This window comes from Longispora sp. NPDC051575 (assembly GCF_040681875.1).
GTDB lineage: Bacteria > Actinomycetota > Actinomycetes > Mycobacteriales > Micromonosporaceae > Longispora.
Genome location: NZ_JBFAZP010000003.1, coordinates 161,361 through 179,542, shown reverse-complemented (window position 1 = coordinate 179,542; position 18,182 = coordinate 161,361). Strand labels below are relative to the sequence as shown.

The window sequence follows — 18,182 nt, the reverse complement described above, 5'->3', positions numbered from 1 at the left end:
CACCGGACACCGGGTGGCCATCCCGGGCCGGGGCATGTGCGGGACGGGGCCGGGCGTCGCGTTCCGCAGCGCCGGGGCCCCGCCCGGGGTGAGACTGGGGGTGTGACCCGTTGGGTGCTGCACGTCGATCTCGACCAGTTCGTGGCGGCCGTCGAGGTGCTGCGCCGGCCCGAGCTGCGCGGCCGTCCGGTCGTGGTCGGCGGGGACGGGGACCCGACGAAGCGCGGCGTGGTCAGCACCGCCTCCTACGAGGCCCGGGAGCGCGGCGTGCACTCGGGGCTGCCGTTGCGGATCGCGGCGCGCAAGATCCCGGACGCGGTGTTCCTGGCGGTGGACCGCGACGCGTACGAGGCGGCGTCGGACGACGTGATGGCCACCCTGCGCGGGTTCGACGCCGTGGTGGAGGTACTCGGCTGGGACGAGGCGTTCCTGGGGGTCGACACCGACGACCCCGAGGCGGTGGCCCGGGAGATCCAGGACAGGGTGCTCGCCGCGACCCGGCTGCACTGCACCGTCGGGATCGGGGACAACAAGCTGCGGGCGAAGCTGGCCACCGGGTTCGGCAAGCCGGCCGGGGTGTTCCGGCTGACCGGGGACACGTGGTTCGAGGTGCTCGGCGACCGGCCGACGGACGCGCTGTGGGGCATCGGGTCGCGTACCGCGAAGAAGCTCCTCGCAGAAGGCGTGCGCACGGTCGGCGAGCTGGCCGCCGCGGATCCGGCGGAACTGGCGGCGCGGTTCGGGCCGGCGACGGGGCCGTGGCTGGTGCGGCTCGGGCGCGGGGAGGACCACTCCCCGGTGGACGACGCGCCCTACGTGCCCCGGTCCCGGAGCCGGGAGACCACGTTCCAGCAGGACCTCGACGACTGGGAAGAGGTGGGCCGCGAGGTGTCGGTGCTGGCCCGGCGGGTGGCCGACGACGTCGCCGACGACGGGCGGGCGGTCGCGCGGGTCGTCGTCAAGGTGCGGTACGCGCCGTTCCTGACCCACACCCACGGGTACGCTCTGCCCGCCCCCACCCGCGAGCCCGCGCCGATCGGGGACGCGGCCCTGGCCGCCCTGGCCCTGTTCGCCGAGCGGCGCCCCGTGCGGCTGTTGGGGGTGCGCGCGGAGTTCGAGAGGGAGGACTCGTGACCGACACGCCCGCCACGGTCACCCGGACCTACTACGTCCTGTCCCTCGGCACCACGCTCGCCGCGTCGCTGATCTGGGGCATCAACACGATCTTCCTGCTCGACGCGGGGCTGTCCAACCTGGAGGCGTTCGCCGCCAACGCGTTCTTCACCGCCGGCATGGTGCTCTTCGAGGTGCCGACCGGCATCGTCGCCGACATGTGGGGCCGGCGGATCTCGTTCCTGCTCGGCACGGTCACCCTGGCCGCGACCACCGGCCTGTACGTCCTCCTCTGGCAACTGCGCGCCCCCTTCTGGCAGTGGGCCGTCGTCTCGCTCCTCCTCGGCCTCGGGTTCACGTTCTTCTCGGGCGCGACGGAGGCGTGGCTGGTCGACGCGCTCACCGCGACCGGCTACACGGGCGCGCTGGAGGCGGTGTTCGCCCGGGCCCAGGTGCTCGGCGGGGTGGGCATGCTCGGCGGTTCGATCGCCGGCGGGTACCTGGCGCAGGCCACCGACCTCGGCGTGCCCTTCCTGGTCCGGGCCGGGGTGCTGGTCGTGGTGTTCGTGCTGGCCGCCGTGCTGATGCGCGACCTCGGGTTCACGCCCCGCCGCGACGGCCGGCCGCTGGCGGAGATGCGCCGGCTGGTGGCGGACTCGACGCGGTACGGGTGGCGGATCCCGGCCGTGAAGTACCTGATGCTCGCCGCGCCCTTCACCGGCGGCGCGTCCATCTACGTGTTCTACGCGCTCCAGCCGCACCTGCTGAACCTGTACGGCGACCCGCGCGCGTACGGCGTCGCCGGCCTGGTCGCCGCGATCGTCGCCGGGGCCCAGATCCTCGGCGGCCTGCTCGCGCCCTGGATCCGGACCCGGTTCCGGCTGCGCACGTCGGTGCTGCTGCTCGCCGAGGGGGTCGGCGCGGTAGCCGTGGTGCTGATCGGCGCGGTCGCGAACTTCTGGGTGGTCGTCGGCCTGATCGTGTGCTGGGGGCTGGTGTTCACGGCGGCGGCGCCGGTCCGGCAGGCGTACCTCAACGGGCTGATCCCGTCGCGGCAGCGGGCCACGATCCTGTCGTTCGACTCGCTGATGGGGTCGACCGGCGGGATCGTCGCGCAGCCGGCGCTGGGGCGGGCGGCGGACGTGTGGGGGTACCCGACGTCGTTCGTGCTCGGCGGGGTGGTCTCGGCGCTGGCTCTGCCGTTCGTGCTGCGGTCGCGGGCGGAGCGCACGGCGGCGGACCACGGGGTGACGGGGACTCCGGCCGCCGGGCCCCCGGAACCCCCCGATGTGGAGCCCCGGTCGGGAAGTTGACATAGTCACAGCTCGATGTACCTGCCGGTCGGGCCGTGTGAGCTGTGGCACAGCCGGGTTAGCTTCGAGGCATGGGTATCGACGAACTCGCGGGGGCGGCACTGCTGGCGGTGCTGTCCGACCCGGACGGTAGGGGGCGGAGCTGGCCGGCGGTCGTCGTCCGGACCCGGCTCACGGCGGGCGCGACCGGGCGGGGCGCGCTGTCGGCGCTGGTCGCCGACCCCGACAACGCCGCCATCCGCGCGCTGGCCCGCACCACGATCGAGGCGGAACTGGCGGCGGATCCCGGCTTCGCCACCGACGTGCGCCGGGCGCTGGGCCTGCCGGTCGACGGGGTGCGGGTCGGGATGCCGCGGGTCACCCCGGGCGCCGTGGCCACCATGGCCTGCGCCGTGCTGGCCGTGGCGGCGATGGCGCTCGGCGCGATCGTGTACGGCACGACGGCCAAGTCCGCGGCGCTGCGGCCCCTGGAAGGCACCTGGGCGGCCGACGGCGGCGCTGCGGCGACGGAGGCGCATCCGGTGCGGTTGACCGTGGATCCCGACCACCGGTTCCGGTACCGGGCGGCGGTCGGGTCCGCCGGGCAGGGCGGGGCGGGGGTGTCCTCCGGGGCGACGGTCGAGTGCTCCGGTGAGGTGGACACCGAGGGGAACGGGTTCGTGTTCCGGAGTACGTCGGCGGCGTGCCCCACGTTCACCGGGCGGCTCGGGCCCGACCGGCGCCGGTTGGACGTGGCGGGGAAGACGCTGACCCGCCAGCCCTGACCGGGGCCGGTGCCCGCACGGAGTCACGCCCAGGCGTTCTCGTTCACCGCCGCCCGCTCCAGCAGCGGCTGCCACCAGTCCCGGTGCTCCGCGTACCAGGTGACGGTCTCCGCGAGGCCCCGGTCGAAGCCCACGGTCGGCGCCCAGCCCAGTTCCGTGCGCAACCGGGTCGAGTCCAGCAGGTAGCGGCGGTCGTGGCCGGGCCGGTCGGGCACCGTCTCGACCTGGGTGCGGGGCAGCCCGAGCTGGTCGAGGATCCGGTCGGCCAGCTCGGCGACGCTGGCCTCCACCCCCGAGCCGATGTTGTACGTCTCCCCCACCCGGCCGTCGGCGAGCACCCGGTCGATGGCCGAGCAGTGGTCGTCCACGTGCAGCCATTCGCGGCGGTTCGCGCTGGACGCGTAGACGGGCAGCGGCAGGCCGGCCAGCGCCCGGCTGACGAACAGCGGGATGACCTTCTCGGGGAACTGGTACGGGCCGTAGTTGTTGGCGCAGTTGGAGATCGTCACGGGCAGCCCGAACGTCTCGTGGTAGGCGCGCACCGCGTGGTCGGCCCCGGCCTTGCTGGCGTTGTAGGGCGTGCGCGGCCGGTACGGCGAGTCCTCGGTGAACGCGCCGGGGTCGTCGAGGGCCAGGTCGCCGTACACCTCGCAGGTGGAGACGTGGTGGAACCGGGCCACGCCCGCGCGCCGGCACGCCTCCAGCAGGCGCTGGGTGCCGAGCACGTTGGTGCGGAAGAACAGTTCGGGGTCGAGGACGGCGAGGCTGTTGTGCGACTCGGCGGCGAAGTTGACGACCACGTCCACCCGGTGTTCGCGGAGCAGGGCCTCGACGGCGGGCAGGTCGGCGATGTCGGTGTGCGCGAAGGTGACCGGCAGGCCGTCGAGGTTCGCGGCGGTGCCGGCGTAGGTCAGGGCGTCGAGGGCGACGATCCGGTCGGCGGGGTGCTCGCGGTGCCAGTACCGGACGAAGTTGGTGCCGATGAAGCCGGCCGCGCCGGTGATCAGGATGTTCATCTCACTCCTCAGGGGATGGGGGTCACGCCGGGGGGTTCGGTGGCCGCGGTGCCGGGCCAGCCGCGGAACTCCACGTCCAGCCGGAACCGGTGGCCCAGGTAGCGGTGCTCGGACAGGGCCAGCGGCCGGGCGTCGCCGAGGAGGGCCAGCCGGCGGACCAGCAGCACCGGGGTGCCCTCGGCGACGTCGAGCAGGGGCGCGATCGTGGTGCTCGCGGCCGTGGCGGCGATGGACTGCCGGACGACGTCGACAGCGTGCCCGTTGCGCCGCAGGGTCTCCCAGACGCCCGGGTCCTGGGCGTCGGCCCGGCTGACGGGCGCGGCGAACTCCAGCGGCACCCACTCGGTGACGACGTCGAGCGGGTGCGCGCCGGCGAACCGCACCGCCTGCACCCGCAGCGTCTCGACCTCGCCGGACAGCTCGAGGAGCCGGGCGACGTCGGCCGGCGCCGGCCGGTACTCGTAGCCGGTGACCCGGCGGACCAGCGGCACGCCGGCCTCCGACACGGCGGAGCCGGCGTGCTGGAAGCTGCCGAGCGCGATGGACTGGCCGAACGACGTCCCCGACAGGACGAACCAGCCGGAGCCCCGGCGCGCGCCGATCAGGCCCTCGTCGCGGAGCTGTTCGAGGGCCCGGCGCACGGTCACCCGGCTCACGTCGTGCCGGCGGCCGAGTTCGGCCTCGCTCTCCAGCGCGCCGGAGGTGGCGTAGTCGCCGAGGGAGATGCGTTCGCGCAGTTCGGCGGCGAGCCGGGAGAACCGTGGACCTGTCATGGATTTGTATCGTACAGGTGACAGCAGATCTCGCAAGACCACCATGCAGGTGTACTAGAAGCGCAGCACCCGCTCCAGGACCGGCCGGAAGTGCGCGAAGTCGCGGGTCGGGGCAGCCGGGTCCTTGGCCGCGTCGTCCCAGCGGCGCAGCGCGACGGCCTCCGCCGCGTAGGGCTCGGCCGCGAAGTCGGCGACCTCCCCGGGACCCATGGGGCCGCCCTGCACGCCCAGGGTGTACACCGAGGCGGCCGACAGCCGACCCAGGTAGTCGGGCTCGACGGCGCACAGGTAGCGCTTCGCGGCCACGTGCAACCGGACCGGGTCGGTGACGGCGACCGGGAACCACCGGCCGAGCCAGTCCGCCCCGGCGTGGCTGTGCCGGTTGTCGGTGCCGGCCATCAGGTCCGCGCCGGACACCGCGCCGGTGAGGTGCCCGACGTCGTGCAGCAGCGCGGCCGCGACCAGGGTGTCGGGGGCGCCGGCGGCCTCGGCCAGGGTCGCCGCCTGGAGCATGTGCACGGCCTGGGTGACGTCCTCGCCCAGGTAGTCGGCGGCCCCGGCACCGGCGAACAGGTCCGCGAGCGTGTCCACCGGGGTCCGGCGGCGCAGGACGGCCAGGTCGCTGGCGACCGCGTCGAGGTCGGCGTAGCAGCCCTGCAGGTGCCGGGCCGCGCTCTCCGTGAACGCCGTGCGGGCGTGCAGCATCCGGGTGTTGTCGAAGACCAGGCAGTCGCCGGGTACGAGCCGGAAGTCCAGCCGCAGGTCCGGCCGGGCGATGATCCCGGCGAACGTGCGGTACGCGGCGTAGAACGCGACGAGCTCGGCGTGCGGGGCGCGCAACGGCCGGGCCGAGCGGTTGTTGAACCGGACCTCCCGGATCCGGCCGCGCGGGTCGAGCCCGATCAGCGGCCTGCTCGCGGACAGGTCGGTGTCCGGGTCGGCGTAGCGGAACGTGACCGGGGTGCCGGCCAGCACCGCGAACGCCGCCGGGTCCTCCGCGCGGAGCAGCGCCGCCGCCGCGAAGCCGTCGACCAGGCCGGAGTCGCCCCCGGTGCCCTCCGGCGCGGCCACCAGGCAGTGCAGCAGCTGGACGGTCGGCACCGGGTCGCGGTACGGGTTGTCGGTGTGCGGGGCGATCTCCCGGCCGGTGAACGCCAGGTTGGTCGGGTTCTCCTCCACCCTGACCTCGAAGAGCGTGCCGTAGTTGGTCTCCCGGACGTACCCGAAGCCCCGGGCGACGTCGAGGACCGTCCGGTCGGCGGTGGGCACGCCGCGCAGCAGCACCCCGCCGCGCCGCAGCAGCGCGTCGAGGGCGGCGGTCCGGTCGGCCCGGAAGTCCGGCCAGGACAGCGTCGTGAGGCCCGCGCCGAACTCCTTGCCGTCCTCGGTCCGCTCGTCGGGGGCCGCCGGGGCGAGCAGCCAGTCCCGGGCGAAGGTGGACACGTGCCCGTCGGGGGCGAACGTGACGGTCACCGTGGTGCCGTCGTCGTGCGCGGCGGCCACGGCCAGGTCGGCGGGCAGGTCCGCGATGCCGAACAGCTTCTGGCCGCTGCGCGGGTCGGCGCACTCCGGGCAGCGGCAGTTGTCGCGGAGCCAGACGGCGGGGAGGGTGAGATGGTCCACGGACACGGTCATGACTTCTGCCTTTCGAGCACGCTGGCGGCGACGGAGTTGTGCACGGTCACGGCGACGGCGTCGCCCAGGTAGCGGTCCTCGGACCACTCCAGCGGCCGGCCGTCGGGGTCGGTGGTGCGGCGACGTTCCCGCAACAGGGCGGTGCCGGGGGCGCAGCCGAGCAGGGCGGCGTCCTCCTCGTCGGCGGGTACCGCGTCGAGGGTGTGTTCGGCGTGCGCGAACACGATGCCGAGTTCGGCGAGCCGCTCGCAGATGGACTCGGTGTCGGTGTCGATGCCGGCGACCAGCGCGCCGACCCGGTCCACGTAGGCGGTGCGTTCGATCATCACGGGCCGGCCGGACAGCAGCCGGACCCGGGTGAGGTGGTAGATCCGGTCCTCGCCGAGCGCGTCGCGCTCCCCCGGGCTGGCCTCGCGGCGGACCAGGGCGACCTTCCGGCCGGACGGGGTCTCGCCGAGCGAGCGGGCCCACAGCGAGAAGCTGCGCAGCTCGGCGAAGCTCTGCACCCGGGGCGCGGCGAGCACGGTGCGACGGGCGCCCTGGTGGGAGGCGATCAGGCCGTCGGCGCGCAGCAGGGCGAACGTCTGGCGGACCGTGCCCCGGGACACGCCGTGGCGTTCGGAGAGTTCGCTCTCGGAGGGCAGGTGGGAGCCGGGTGGGTAGGTGCCGTCGGTGATCGCGGCCCGCAGTTCGGCCGCGAGGTCGCGGAATCTGGCTGACATGGCAGCCATGTTGTCACTTGGCTATACAAGTCGCCAGGGGTGCGCGGCGGAGTTCATCCGACGTTCACCGCAGGCCGGTGTATGCCGCCATCGCCCGCACCTGGTGCGCGAACCAGGCGTCCCGTTCGAGGATCGTGTTGTTGATCCGACCGAACAGTTCGAAGCTGAGCGCGCCGAACAGTTCGGTCCAGGCGAGCAGGCCCCGGACCATCGCGTACTCCGGCACGTCGGCCCCGGTGAACTCCGCGATCCGGCGCACCTCGGCCGCCAGGGCCGGTGGCAGCGGGTCGTCGCCGTGGTCGACCAGCAGGCCCGCGCGCCACGCGTCGGCCAGGATCCCGCCGAGCAGGACGACGGGCCGGGTGGAGGGCTCGACGGTGTCCACCGGGGCCGCGTACCCGGGCACGGGGCTGCCGTAGATCAGCGCGTACTCCTCGGGGTGGGCCAGCGCCCAGCCCCGCAGGCCGTCGGCCACGGCGAGCCACCGGCCGAGCAGGTCACCCCGGGGCACGGCCGCCTCGGCGCGCTCGGCCGCGTCGCCCAGCGCGTTGTACGCGTCGAGGATCAGCGCGGTGAGCAGGTCGTCGCGGCTCGCGAAGTACCGGTAGACGGCCGAGGAGACCATGCCGAGGTCGCGGGCGACGGCGCGCAGGGAGAGGTTCGCCCCGTCGACGGCGAGGTGCCGGCGGGCGACCCGTTTGATCTCGTCGACCATCTCGGCGCGGACCCGGGCCCGGATCGAGGCCGCCTTCTGCTCTGCCATGCGGGGAGTATCGCACAGTTTCGAGAGCACTGCTCTTGACAGTGAGCACCCGACCGGGAGAGCATGACTCTTGTTAGAGAGCACTGCTCTCGGCACCTCCCGAAGGAGCACCACGATGCACGTCATCCTCGGCGCCGGCGCGGTCGGCACCGCCGTCGCCACCCAGCTGGCAGCACGCGGCGAGCAGGTCCGGGTCCTCAGCCGGCGCGGCTCGGGTCCCGAGCACCCGGCCGTCGAACGGGTCGCCGCCGACGCCACCGACACCGCCCGGCTCCACGCGCTCACCGCCGACGCGACCGTGCTCTACAACTGCGCCAACCCCGAGTACCACCGCTGGCTCACCGACTGGCCGCCGATCGCCGCCGCGCTGCTCACCGCCGCCGAACGCAGCGGGGCCGTGCTCGCCACCACCAGCAACCTCTACGGGTACGGGCCCGTCACCGGCCCGATCACGCCGGAGACCCCGCTCGCCGCCACCCACCCGAAGCTGCACCTGCGCGCCCAGATGTGGCGCGACGCGCTCGCCCTGCACGGGGCCGGAAGGATCCGGGCCACCGAGGTCCGGGGCAGCGACTACCTCGAAGCCAACTCGATCTTCACGTACCTGGCGGCGCCGGCCCGCGCGGGCAAGCGGATCCAGTCGCCGGTGCCGCTCGACGTGCCGCACAGCTGGACGTCGATCACCGACGTGGCGCGCACCCTGATCGCGGCCGCCGGCGACGAACGCGGCTGGGGCCGGGCCTGGCTCGTGCCCTCGAACCCGCCGATGACCGTCCGCGAGCTGACGAACCGGTTCGCGAAGGTGGTCGACGCGCCGGAGCCCTCGCTGAGCGCGGTGCCGTACCCGCTGCTGTGGACCATGGGGTTGTTCGACCGGATGGCGCGGGAGCTGCGCACGACGCTGTACCAGTTCGAGAAGCCCTTCGTCCTCGACGCCATCCTGACCGAGCGGACGTTCGGCGTCACGCCCTCCGACCTGGACGGGGCCCTGCGGGTCGCGTGACCGCCACGGCCGGACCGGCGGGGTCCGTGGCTCCCGGCGCCGCGCGCCGGAAACCCGGCGGCCCGGGTGGGCACGGGGGACCTAGGCTGCACCCGTGAGCACCGTGCCGGGGGCAGCCCGGAGCACCGAGGACGCGTCGCCGACCGGGCTGCCCGGCTCCCCCGAGGCCGCGCTGGAACTCGCCGGGCACCACCTCCGGCGCGGCGCGGAGGACTGGCCGGACTGGCGGGCCGGGGACCTGCCCGTCCCGGTCCGGGTGGCCTGGCTGCGGGCCGAGATCGCGCACCGGCCGGACGCCCTGCGCGCCGAACCGGCCGGCGAGCTGCTCTACCAGGCGGTGCACGGGCTCACCGGAGGCGACCTGCCGACGCCGGAGGCGTTCCTGACCGAGCTGACGGGTACCCGTCGGGATCTGGTCCTGCGGGGTGAGGCCGTCCGGCTGGCGCGGGAGGCCCTGCACGCCGGATCGCTCGCCCCGGACCGGGCCGGCGCGCTGCTCGCCCGCCTTCTGGACCAGTGTGCCGCTGCCCCGGGCCGGAGCGACGAGCGGCACGGGCAGGCCCCGGCGCGGGTTGTGCCTCGCACGGAGACCGTGCCACCGCACCGGCTGACCCCGGCGCACGAAGGACCCGACTCGCGGGTGCTGGCCGCCGTCCTGCGGGAGTGGGCCGAGCCGTGGGCGGTGCTGGTCGGCCTGCCCGCCGCCGCGCTCCGCCCCCTGCTGGACCGCCCGGAGGCCCTGGAGGTCGCGGCCCGGCACGGCCACGCCGACCTGCTGTGGGCGGTGGCGACCGACGGGACGGCCCCCGAGGACGCCCGGTGCCGGGCCGTCGAGGCGCTCGGCGGGCTCGTGGACCGGTCCGACCTCGACGCGCTGCTCGCGGTGGCCGGCACCGACCCGCTGCTGTTCGGCGGCCCGGCACTGGCCGCCCTCCGCGCCGCCCACCAGCGCGGACACTTCCCCGCCGACCCCACCGCCACCCTGGACCTGGCGCTGGCCGACCACGGGACGGCCGCCACCGAGATCGCCACCGTGCTGTACACGTGCCGGCACGACGCCCTCGCCGCGCTCGTCGCCGCGGCCCCCGACGATCCGAGCTGGCCGCGCCGCCTCGACCTGCTGGTGGCGCTCGCCGACCAGGGCGCGGGAAACCCGGCGGTCGGCGACGCGATCGCGGCCGTGCTGCCCGGGGTCGCCGACCCGACGCCGTTCCTGGACGCTCTCCGGGTACTGCGGCACGCGCCCGCCGAGCGCGCCCTCCTCGACGCGCTGCCCCGCGCAGCCGGCCCGGCCCTGGAGGCCCTCGCCCCGGTCGCCGGCGCCCGGACGGTCGAGGCGCTGCGGGACGGACTGCTCGGGCCGGTGGTCGCCCCGCACCTCCGCCCGGTCCGGTACCGCGCCCTCGAACTGCTCTGGCACCTCACCGACACCCCCGCCGACCGCGCCGGGCTGGTCCGCCGGCTCGACCCGCGTGACCTGCCCCGGGGCATCGCGCGCGACCTGGGAGCCCCGGAGGAGAGCGAGCTGGCGCTGCTGGCCGCCGACTTCGCCCCGGACCGGCCCGATCAGGCGCTGGTCGCCCTCGCCCGGGTGGGCGGGGCGCGCGCCGTGCCCGCGCTGACCGATCTGCTCCGCCGGGTCGTGTCCGCGGGACCGGTCCCGGTCCCCCGCGACCACGACTACCTGCACCCGCGCCGGATCCCCGGCTCCGCGACCCGGACCGGGAGCCGGGCGGGCACGGATCCCGCCCGGCCCGACACCGGAGCCGACGCGGCCGGCGTCGCTTCGGGGCAGCTTTCAGCAGGTCGGGAGCCCGTGCTGCCGGTCGAGGTGACCGACGCGCTGCGGGCGCTCGGCGGGCGGCTGCACGACCGGGGCCGGATCCGGCCGGCGGGCCTGCTCGGCGCTCCGGACGCCCGGGCGGCCGGCGACGCGTTCCTCGCCGGGCTGTGCCTGGACCTGCTCGACCGGCCCGACCTGGCCCCGGCGGAACGCGCCACCCTCCTGGAGGTCCTGGCCGGCGCCCGGCACCCCGACACCCGGCGCCGGGTGTACCCGCTGCTCCGGGACCGGGACCGGCGCGTCCGGCAACGGGCGATCGGGCTGCTCGCGGCGGACGCGCGGACCCTGTCGGCGAGCCTGGTGCCCCTGACCACGGACCGCGATCCGGGCACCGTCCGTCAGGCGCTCCTCGCGCTCGGCACCGCCCGGGCCACCTGGGCGGCCACCGCCGTCGCGGCGTGCCTCGACCATCCGGCCATGGCCGTGAAGAAGACGGCGGCGGCGACCCTCGCGGTGGCGGGCACGCCGGAGGTCGTACCCCGGCTGCTGTTCTGGGTGGGGCGGCACGACAACCCGGGGCTGCGGGCCGCGCTGGTGGCCGCGCTGCGGGCGATCCTGGGCCCCGCGTTCGCGGCGACGGTCCGCGCCGCCCGCGACCACGCCGCCGACGACCGGTCCCGGGACCTGCTCGGCGAGGTGCTCGGCGACGGGTCGCAACAGCCCCCGGCGGGAGTGTCCGCCATGGCGGAACTGGTCCGGGACGGCTGGCAGGACGCGACCGGCGACCGGGTCCTGGCCGCCGGACTGACGACGGAGGAGCTCGCCGTGCTCCGGCCCCTGCTCCCCGACTGGCTCCGGTTCGCCGAGCGCCGGTCGGCGGTGAGGGTCCGGCCGGACGGAGCGGGCGACCGGGGTGGATCCGAGGCGAGCGGAAACCCGTCACCCGGAGGCTCCGAGGTGGCCCGGGTCGCGCTGCGGGTCGCGCCCGGGCCGTGGTCGGCGGCGGAGTCGGCGGAGTTCCTGCGGGTGTTCCCCACGCTGCGCGCGCACCTCGGCACGATCGACGGACCCGACCGGGACCTGCTGCTCGCGGTACTCGAGGACCTCGCGCCCCGGCTGCGCCCCGACGAGGCGACGGAACTCCGCCGCGCGATCCGGGAGCTACCTCCGACCGCCGGCGGCACGCGGGGAACGTTGCCGCTGCTGCGGGCGTCGGGCGCGGTGCTCACCAGGACCGACCTGGACCGCGCCCTCGCCGACGCACTCCTCGGCCCCGATCCGTGGCGCGCTGTCGAACGCACCCTGCGTGACGCCTTCGACCAGCCGCCCGCCCCGGGTCGCGTCCCCGACGGGAACTCCGCCCTGACGGCGGCCGCCGCGACCCCGGAGACGCTCCGCGCGTTCCGGCACCGCTGCGGAGCGGGTCTCCCGGCCACCGACGGCACTCCGCGGCCCGGCGGCCGATCCGGCGCGACGCCGAGCGCCACCGTGGCCGACCGCCCCGGGGCACGGCGGGCGTCCGGCGCCGAGCGGGCCGGTTCGCGGGACCGGCTCGATGCGCTGATCAGGATGTATCCGACCGCGGACCGGGCCGTGCGGGAACCGTTGCTCGACTGGATGCTGGACCTCCAGCCGCTCGGCGCGGCCCCCTGGACCCTGGGCGAGCGGGCCGGGCCGTCCTGCGGGTCGGGGTCGACCGGCGCACATCGTGCCGGCGGGCCCTGGGCGGAGAGCGACCACCGGGGGGAGGCCCGGCACCGACCGGACGGCGGACAGGCCGTGGCCGCGCCGCCGGTCGCGCGCCGGTCCGGGGCGCGGCGGGAGCAGCTGCGGGCGGCTCTGACCGGGGCGGATCCCGGCGCGCGGCGGGCGGCCGCCGAGGAGCTGACGGGCTGGCCGGATCCGGCGGACCGGCTGGTGGTGCTCCGGGAGTACCTGGCCGGGCGGGTCGACCTGCCGATCGGCCGGGCCGTCGCCGGGACGCTGCGCGCCGTGCCCGGGGCAGAGCTGCGCGCCGCCCGGCCGGACCGGATGGTCGACACCCTCCGCTGCCTCGACGGTCCGGGTCGGGCGGCGCACGCCCCGCTGCTGCTCGCCTGGTGGGAACAGGGGCGGATATCCAGGACCGACCTCCGACAGGTACCCGACGAGGCGCTCTTCGATCTGGTCGGCGCCCGGATCTCGGCCGGCGAGACCGGACTGGTGGCGGCGGTCGCCGGCCTGCGGGTGCCGTACACGCCGGAGCGGGCCGCGCTGCGGCGCCGACTGGCGGGGCTGTCCGACACGTTCGAGCTGGTGGAGGGGCCGCTGCGGTCCCCGGCGGACCGGGCGCGCGACGGGGCGGCCCTCGCGGCGCTGCGCGAACCCCCGCACCCGGCCACCCGGCGGGAACCCACCTGGGTGGAACTGCTCGACCGGGCCCGGGCCGGCGACCCCGAGGAGGTCCGCCGCGCGCTCACCCTGCTCGGCGAGGCGCACGGGGACGGCCGGGGCGGCGCGGGACTGCCGGAGCTGCTGGCCCGGTTGCTCGGGCACGGCGAGCCCCGGATCCGGCTGCACGCGCACCGGTTGTCCCGGCGGCTGCTGGACCGCGACACCTACCTCGGGCACACCGAGCTGTTGTTGCGCGACCCGCAGCCGGCGATCGTGCGCTCGGCGGTCGCGGCCCTCGGGCACGCCGGACACCGGCCGGCGGTCCCTGCGCTGGTGGAGCTCCTGTCCCATCCACATCCGACGGTGCGGCGCGCGTCGGCCGCCGCCCTGGAGCTGATCGGACCGGCGGCGGTGCCCGCGCTCCGGCACGCGGCGGGGCGGGCGCGCCCGGACCGGCGGGCGGTGTACACGGCGGTGCTGGACCGGCTGGGGTGAACCCCGGGATGGGCCGCGTCACCCCGGGCGCGGTCCGCTCGGCGGGGTCGGTGCCGGGGCGTAGCGTACGGGGCAGACGATCACGGGAGGACCACAGCATGATCAGCCGTACCGACATCGAGGCCGCCGCCGCCCGGATCGACGGCCGGGTCCGGACCACGCCCGTCGCGCGGGTCGGGGCGGGCGCCTTCGGGCCGGCCCCCGAGCTGTGGCTGAAGTTGGAGTTCCTCCAGCACACGGGCTCGTTCAAGGCCCGGGGCGCGTTCAACCGGATCCTGGCGGCCGCCGGGTCGGGCACCCTGCCGGCCGCCGGCGTCGTCGCGGCCTCCGGGGGCAACGCGGGGCTGGCCGTGGCGTACGCGGCGTCGGCCGTGGCCGTGCCCGCCGTCGTGTACGTGCCCACCACCGCCCCCCAGGTCAAGGTCGCCAAGCTGCACAAGCTGGGCGCGACGGTACGCCAGGTCGGCGCGGAGTACGCGGAGGCCTACGAGGCGGCCGTCCGGTACGCGGCGGACACCGGCGCGCTGTTCTGCCACGCGTACGACCAGCCGGAGATCTGCGCCGGTCAGGGCACCCTGGGCCTGGAACTCCTCGACCAGCTCGGCGGCGAACTGGACACCGTCCTGGTCGCGGTCGGCGGCGGCGGGCTGCTCGCCGGGGTGGCCGCCGCGCTGGAGGGCCGCGCCCGGGTGGTGGCCGTGGAGCCCGAGGGCATCCCGACCCTGCACGACGCGCTCGCCGCCGGCCGTCCGGTCGACGTCCCGGTGGGCGGCATCGCCGTGGACTCCCTGGGCGCGCGCCGGATCGGCGACATCGCCTTCGACGTGGCCACCCGGACGAAGGTGGCCAGCCTCCTCGTGTCCGACCAGGCGATCGTCGACGCGCGCCGGCTGCTGTGGGACCGGTGCCGGGTGGTGGTCGAGCACGGTACGGCGGCGGCGCTGGCGGCCGTGGCCACGGGCGGGTACGTGCCGGCGGACGGCGAGCGGGTCGCGGTGCTGCTGTGCGGGGCGAACACGGACCCGTCCGACCTGGGCTGAGCCGTCCGGCGCACGGACACGTCGCACCTGGCCCGGCCGCGCGGCCCCGGTACCCCGCGAATGGTGCGTTTGATCTTGGTTTGAGGGGCGGGTCCGGGCACGTGCCGTGGCCGGTTCACCCCGAGTTCACGGTCCGGCCACTATGGAGCCCCATCCTGTCGTCATGACATCTACGGGGCTGGGTGCGGCGTGCGGCGTGCGCTGAGCGTGCTGCTGGCGGTCGTGCTGATCGGCGGGGTGGTCACCGCGGTGCTGCTGGGCCGCGACAGCGACGAGGCGCCCGGCGCGACGACCGTGCACGGGGTGATCGGCTCGGAGAAGCTGCCGTTCTTCGCCGACCCCGACGTGGTGGTGGCGTTCGCGAAGCACGGCCTGACCGTGAAGGTCGACCCGCTGGGCTCGCGGGAGATGGCGGCCCGGGACCCGAAGACGTACGACTTCGCGTTCCCGTCCAGCGCCCCCACCGCCGAGCGGATCGAACGCCAGCTGGGCACCGGCCGGCACTACACGCCGTTCTCGTCCCCGATGGCCGTGGCCACGTTCGCGCCGGTCGCCGAGCTGCTCGCCAGCCGCAAACTCGCCGCGAAGGACCCGGCGGGGCACTGGACCCTGGACATGAAGGCGTACCTGGCGGCGGCCCGCGACGGGCTGCGCTGGGGGGACATCCCGAACAGCGCCGCCGTCGCGCTGCCGTCCCGGCACGTGCTCGTCACGACCACGGCGCCCCGCGCGTCGAACTCGGCCGCCATGTACGCGGCGGTCGCCGGCTACCTCGCCAACAACGACCGGGTGCTCGGCGACGAGGCCCAGGCGAAGGCGGTGCTCGACCGGGTCGGCCCGCTGTTCCGCGACCAGGGCTACCTGGAGACGTCGAGCGGCTACCCGTTCGAGAGCTACCTCTCCCAGGGCATGGGCTACTCGCCGATGGTGTGGATCTACGAGGCGCAGTACGTGGGGGCGAAGGTGAAGCCCGAGATGGCGCTGATGTACCCGTCACCGACGATCCTGTCCCAGCACACGGTCGTGCCCCGCACCGACGGCGGCGACAAGGTCGGCAACCTGCTCGTCAACGACCCGGAGCTGCGGAAACTGGCCGCCCGGCACGGGTTCCGCACCCCCGACACCGGTGCCGCGCTGCCCGCGCTCACCCAGACGGTGCCGCCGCCGTCCTACGACGTGCTCGAAGCACTCCTCGACGCCCTGCAACACTGAGGACCGACCATGCGACGCACCCTCGCCCTGCTCTCCGCCGTGGCGCTGCTCGCCGGCTGCACCGCCGACGAGCCCACCGTCAGGGACGACACGCACAAGGCCGCCGCCGGCACCCTGCGCGTGTTGGCCGGCAGCGAACTGGCCGACCTGGAACCGATCCTGGAGGACCTGACCAAGGCCACCGGGGTCAGGGTCACCCTCGACTACACCGGCACCCTCGACGGGGTCGAACAGGTCACGTCCGGGACGGCCGGCAAGGACCACCAGGCGGTGTGGTTCTCCTCCAACCGGTACCTGGAGCTGCAGTCGGGGGCGTCGGGCCGGATCGGCACCCAGACGAAGGTGATGTCCTCCCCCGTCGTGCTGGGGCTCAAGCAGTCGGTGGCGAAGTCCCTGGGCTGGGACGCCAAGCGGCCCAGCTGGCAGGAGATCGCCGACGCGGCCGCCGCGAAGCGGTTCAGCTACGGCATGACCAACCCGGCCGCGTCGAACTCCGGGTTCTCCGCCCTCGTCGCGCTCGCCACCGCGCTGTCCGGCAAGGGCACCGCGCTGACCGCCGAGCAGGTCGGGCCGGTCACGCCGAAGCTGCGCCAGTTCTTCGACGCGCAGGCCCTGACGTCGGGCTCCTCGGGCTGGCTGGCCGACACGTTCACCCAGAAGGGCGGCGTCGACGGCCTCGTCAACTACGAGTCGGTGCTGCTGTCCCTCAACGCGGGCGGCAAACTGCCCGAACCCCTGACGCTGGTGTACCCGGCGGACGGGGTCGTCACCGCCGACTACCCGCTGACCCTGCTGTCCGGGGCCGACGCCGAGGTGAAGGACCGCTACCAGGCCGTCGTCGACTACCTGCGCCGGCCGGAGACCCAGAAGACCCTGATGGAGCGCACCTCGCGGCGGCCCGTCGCGCCCGGGGTGGCGCTGGCCGAGCGGTTCGGCGGCGGCACGCTGTTCGAGCTGCCGTTCCCGGTCAAGCTGGACACGGCGAACGCGCTGATCGACGCGTACAACAACGTGGCCCGCCGGCCGTCGAACACGATCTACGTGCTGGACCTGTCGGGCTCCATGAACGAGGACAACCGGCTCGCCGGGCTGAAGACCGCGCTCCTGGGCCTCACCGGCGCCGACACCAGCCTGTCCGGCCGGTTCTCGGGCTTCCACCAGCGCGAACAGGTGACCCTGCTGCCGTTCTCCAGCGCGCCCAGGGCGCCGAGCACGTTCACGGTGCCGCCCGACGCGCCCGGCCCGGTCCTCGACCAGATCAAGGGGGCCGTGAACGGGTTCCAGGCCAACGGTTCCACCGCGATCTACGACGCGATGCGCGAGGCGTACCGGATCGCGCGGGCCCAGCAGGAGGCCGATCCCGGGCGGGTCACCACGATCGTGCTGCTCACCGACGGGGAGGTCACGGCGGGGGCGAACCTGAAGAGCTTCACGGATCAGTACCAGAAGCTGCCCGCCGCCACGAAGGCCGTACCCGTGTTCCCGGTGTTGTTCGGGGAGAGCGCCGTGGAGGAGATGAAGGCCCTGGCCGCGCTGACCGGCGGGCGGACCTTCGACGGCCGGACGGGCACCCTGTCGGCGGTGTTCAAGGAGATCCGTGGGTATCAGTAGGTACCTGCAGTCCACCCGCAACCTGGTCGGCTCCGCGCTCGGGCTGGTCGCGCTCGGCCTGCACGCGCTGGCGGTCGCCGGCCGGTACTGGCCCCTGGTCGTCGCCGGCTCCTACCTCGCCGGGGTGCTGGCCACGCCCCCGGACCGCCGGGTGGCCCTGGCCCCGGAGCCGGCCGAGGAGCTGCGCACCAGCCTCGCCCGGCTCGCCGCCACCGTCGAGGAACACGAACAGCGGTTGCCGCTCAGCGCCCTGGAACACTTCCGCCGCACGGTCGCCCTGCTCGACGCGCTGCTGGGGACGCCCGTGGACCTCGCGGCGAACCCGGAGAACTGGTTCACCGCGCACACCGTGATCCAGGTGGACCTGCCGCTGGCCGTGGGCGGGTACCTGAACCAGCCGCGCTGGCACGCCGCGCTGCCCGGGGTCCGGCCCGGCGAGATGACGCTGATCGACGAACTGGAGGCCGTGGCGTCGAAGGTCGAGGGGGTCGCCGACTCGGTCTACCAGGAGTCGATGCGGCGCGCCACCGAGGGCCCCTGATCATACTTTGTCCTGAATAATGGCA

The 18,182-nt window shown here is 75.3% G+C and carries 14 protein-coding genes; 9 read left to right on the top strand and 5 right to left on the bottom strand.

The window, feature by feature from the left end:
- Positions 1–102: 102 nt before the first annotated feature.
- The 3 genes from AB0M43_RS08275 to AB0M43_RS08265 all read left to right on the top strand — a co-directional run bounded on the left by AB0M43_RS08275 (position 103) and on the right by AB0M43_RS08265 (position 3,190).
- Positions 103–1,134 (top strand): DNA polymerase IV, encoded by a 1,032-nt coding sequence (locus tag AB0M43_RS08275; RefSeq protein WP_363722351.1) that lies wholly within the window; start codon positions 103–105, stop codon positions 1,132–1,134.
- On the top strand, positions 1,131–2,426 hold the full coding sequence (locus AB0M43_RS08270; RefSeq protein ID WP_363722349.1) for an MFS transporter: 1,296 nt from the start codon (positions 1,131–1,133) through the stop codon (positions 2,424–2,426). Before AB0M43_RS08275 ends, AB0M43_RS08270 begins: the two co-directional genes overlap by 4 nt.
- Before the next feature lie 71 nt (positions 2,427–2,497).
- Entirely contained in the window at positions 2,498–3,190 is a 693-nt protein-coding gene (locus AB0M43_RS08265) for a hypothetical protein (RefSeq protein WP_363722347.1), read from the top strand.
- Between the two features lie 23 nt (positions 3,191–3,213).
- Here AB0M43_RS08265 and rfbB read toward each other — a convergent pair whose 3' ends face one another.
- The 5 genes from rfbB to AB0M43_RS08240 all read right to left on the bottom strand — a co-directional run bounded on the left by rfbB (position 3,214) and on the right by AB0M43_RS08240 (position 8,099).
- Complete coding sequence (gene rfbB, locus AB0M43_RS08260) at positions 3,214–4,206, bottom strand: dTDP-glucose 4,6-dehydratase (RefSeq protein ID WP_363722345.1); 993 nt, start codon at positions 4,204–4,206, stop codon at positions 3,214–3,216.
- An 8-nt stretch (positions 4,207–4,214) separates the two neighbouring features.
- On the bottom strand, positions 4,215–4,979 hold the full coding sequence (locus AB0M43_RS08255; protein ID WP_363722343.1) for a GntR family transcriptional regulator: 765 nt from the start codon (positions 4,977–4,979) through the stop codon (positions 4,215–4,217).
- A gap of 54 nt (positions 4,980–5,033) precedes the next feature.
- Positions 5,034–6,614, bottom strand: coding sequence for a phosphonate degradation HD-domain oxygenase (locus AB0M43_RS08250; RefSeq protein ID WP_363722341.1), 1,581 nt, complete (start codon positions 6,612–6,614; stop codon positions 5,034–5,036).
- Positions 6,611–7,336: a GntR family transcriptional regulator gene (locus AB0M43_RS08245; protein WP_363722339.1), complete on the bottom strand. Its 726-nt coding sequence runs from the start codon at positions 7,334–7,336 to the stop codon at positions 6,611–6,613. Before AB0M43_RS08245 ends, AB0M43_RS08250 begins: the two co-directional genes overlap by 4 nt.
- Positions 7,337–7,400: 64 nt before the next feature.
- Positions 7,401–8,099, bottom strand: coding sequence for a WHG domain-containing protein (locus AB0M43_RS08240; RefSeq protein WP_363722337.1), 699 nt, complete (start codon positions 8,097–8,099; stop codon positions 7,401–7,403).
- Positions 8,100–8,214: 115 nt separating this feature from the next.
- Between AB0M43_RS08240 and AB0M43_RS08235 the strand changes: the two genes are divergently transcribed.
- From AB0M43_RS08235 to AB0M43_RS08210, 6 genes are all read left to right on the top strand, one after another.
- Positions 8,215–9,102, top strand: coding sequence for an NAD-dependent epimerase/dehydratase family protein (locus tag AB0M43_RS08235; protein ID WP_363722335.1), 888 nt, complete (start codon positions 8,215–8,217; stop codon positions 9,100–9,102).
- 94 nt (positions 9,103–9,196) lie between these two features.
- A complete protein-coding gene (locus AB0M43_RS08230) occupies positions 9,197–13,753 on the top strand; it encodes a HEAT repeat domain-containing protein (protein WP_363722332.1) in 4,557 nt (1,518 codons plus the stop codon).
- Positions 13,754–13,851: 98 nt separating this feature from the next.
- The gene (locus AB0M43_RS08225; RefSeq protein WP_363722330.1) at positions 13,852–14,793 is read left to right on the top strand and encodes a threonine/serine dehydratase; all 942 of its coding nucleotides are present in this window, start codon (positions 13,852–13,854) and stop codon (positions 14,791–14,793) included.
- A gap of 189 nt (positions 14,794–14,982) precedes the next feature.
- Entirely contained in the window at positions 14,983–16,005 is a 1,023-nt protein-coding gene (locus AB0M43_RS08220; protein ID WP_363722329.1) for a hypothetical protein, read from the top strand.
- Positions 16,006–16,014: 9 nt separating this feature from the next.
- Entirely contained in the window at positions 16,015–17,616 is a 1,602-nt protein-coding gene (locus AB0M43_RS08215; RefSeq protein ID WP_363722327.1) for a VWA domain-containing protein, read from the top strand.
- Positions 17,603–18,157: a hypothetical protein gene (locus tag AB0M43_RS08210; RefSeq protein WP_363722325.1), complete on the top strand. Its 555-nt coding sequence runs from the start codon at positions 17,603–17,605 to the stop codon at positions 18,155–18,157. The genes AB0M43_RS08215 and AB0M43_RS08210 overlap by 14 nt, the downstream gene beginning before the upstream one ends.
- Positions 18,158–18,182 lie beyond the last annotated feature (25 nt).

Bases quoted from the DNA above. Each gene is read 5' to 3' on its own strand.
- AB0M43_RS08255 (WP_363722343.1), bottom strand. From the start codon at position 4,979: ATGACAGGTCCACGGTTCTCCCGGCTCGCCGCCGAACTGCGCGAACGC.
- AB0M43_RS08215 (WP_363722327.1), top strand. From the start codon at position 16,015: ATGCGACGCACCCTCGCCCTGCTCTCCGCCGTGGCGCTGCTCGCCGGC.
- AB0M43_RS08265 (WP_363722347.1), top strand. From the start codon at position 2,498: ATGGGTATCGACGAACTCGCGGGGGCGGCACTGCTGGCGGTGCTGTCC.
- rfbB (WP_363722345.1), bottom strand. From the start codon at position 4,206: ATGAACATCCTGATCACCGGCGCGGCCGGCTTCATCGGCACCAACTTC.
- AB0M43_RS08245 (WP_363722339.1), bottom strand. From the start codon at position 7,336: ATGTCAGCCAGATTCCGCGACCTCGCGGCCGAACTGCGGGCCGCGATC.
- AB0M43_RS08240 (WP_363722337.1), bottom strand. From the start codon at position 8,099: ATGGCAGAGCAGAAGGCGGCCTCGATCCGGGCCCGGGTCCGCGCCGAG.
- AB0M43_RS08250 (WP_363722341.1), bottom strand. From the start codon at position 6,614: ATGACCGTGTCCGTGGACCATCTCACCCTCCCCGCCGTCTGGCTCCGC.
- AB0M43_RS08225 (WP_363722330.1), top strand. From the start codon at position 13,852: ATGATCAGCCGTACCGACATCGAGGCCGCCGCCGCCCGGATCGACGGC.
- AB0M43_RS08235 (WP_363722335.1), top strand. From the start codon at position 8,215: ATGCACGTCATCCTCGGCGCCGGCGCGGTCGGCACCGCCGTCGCCACC.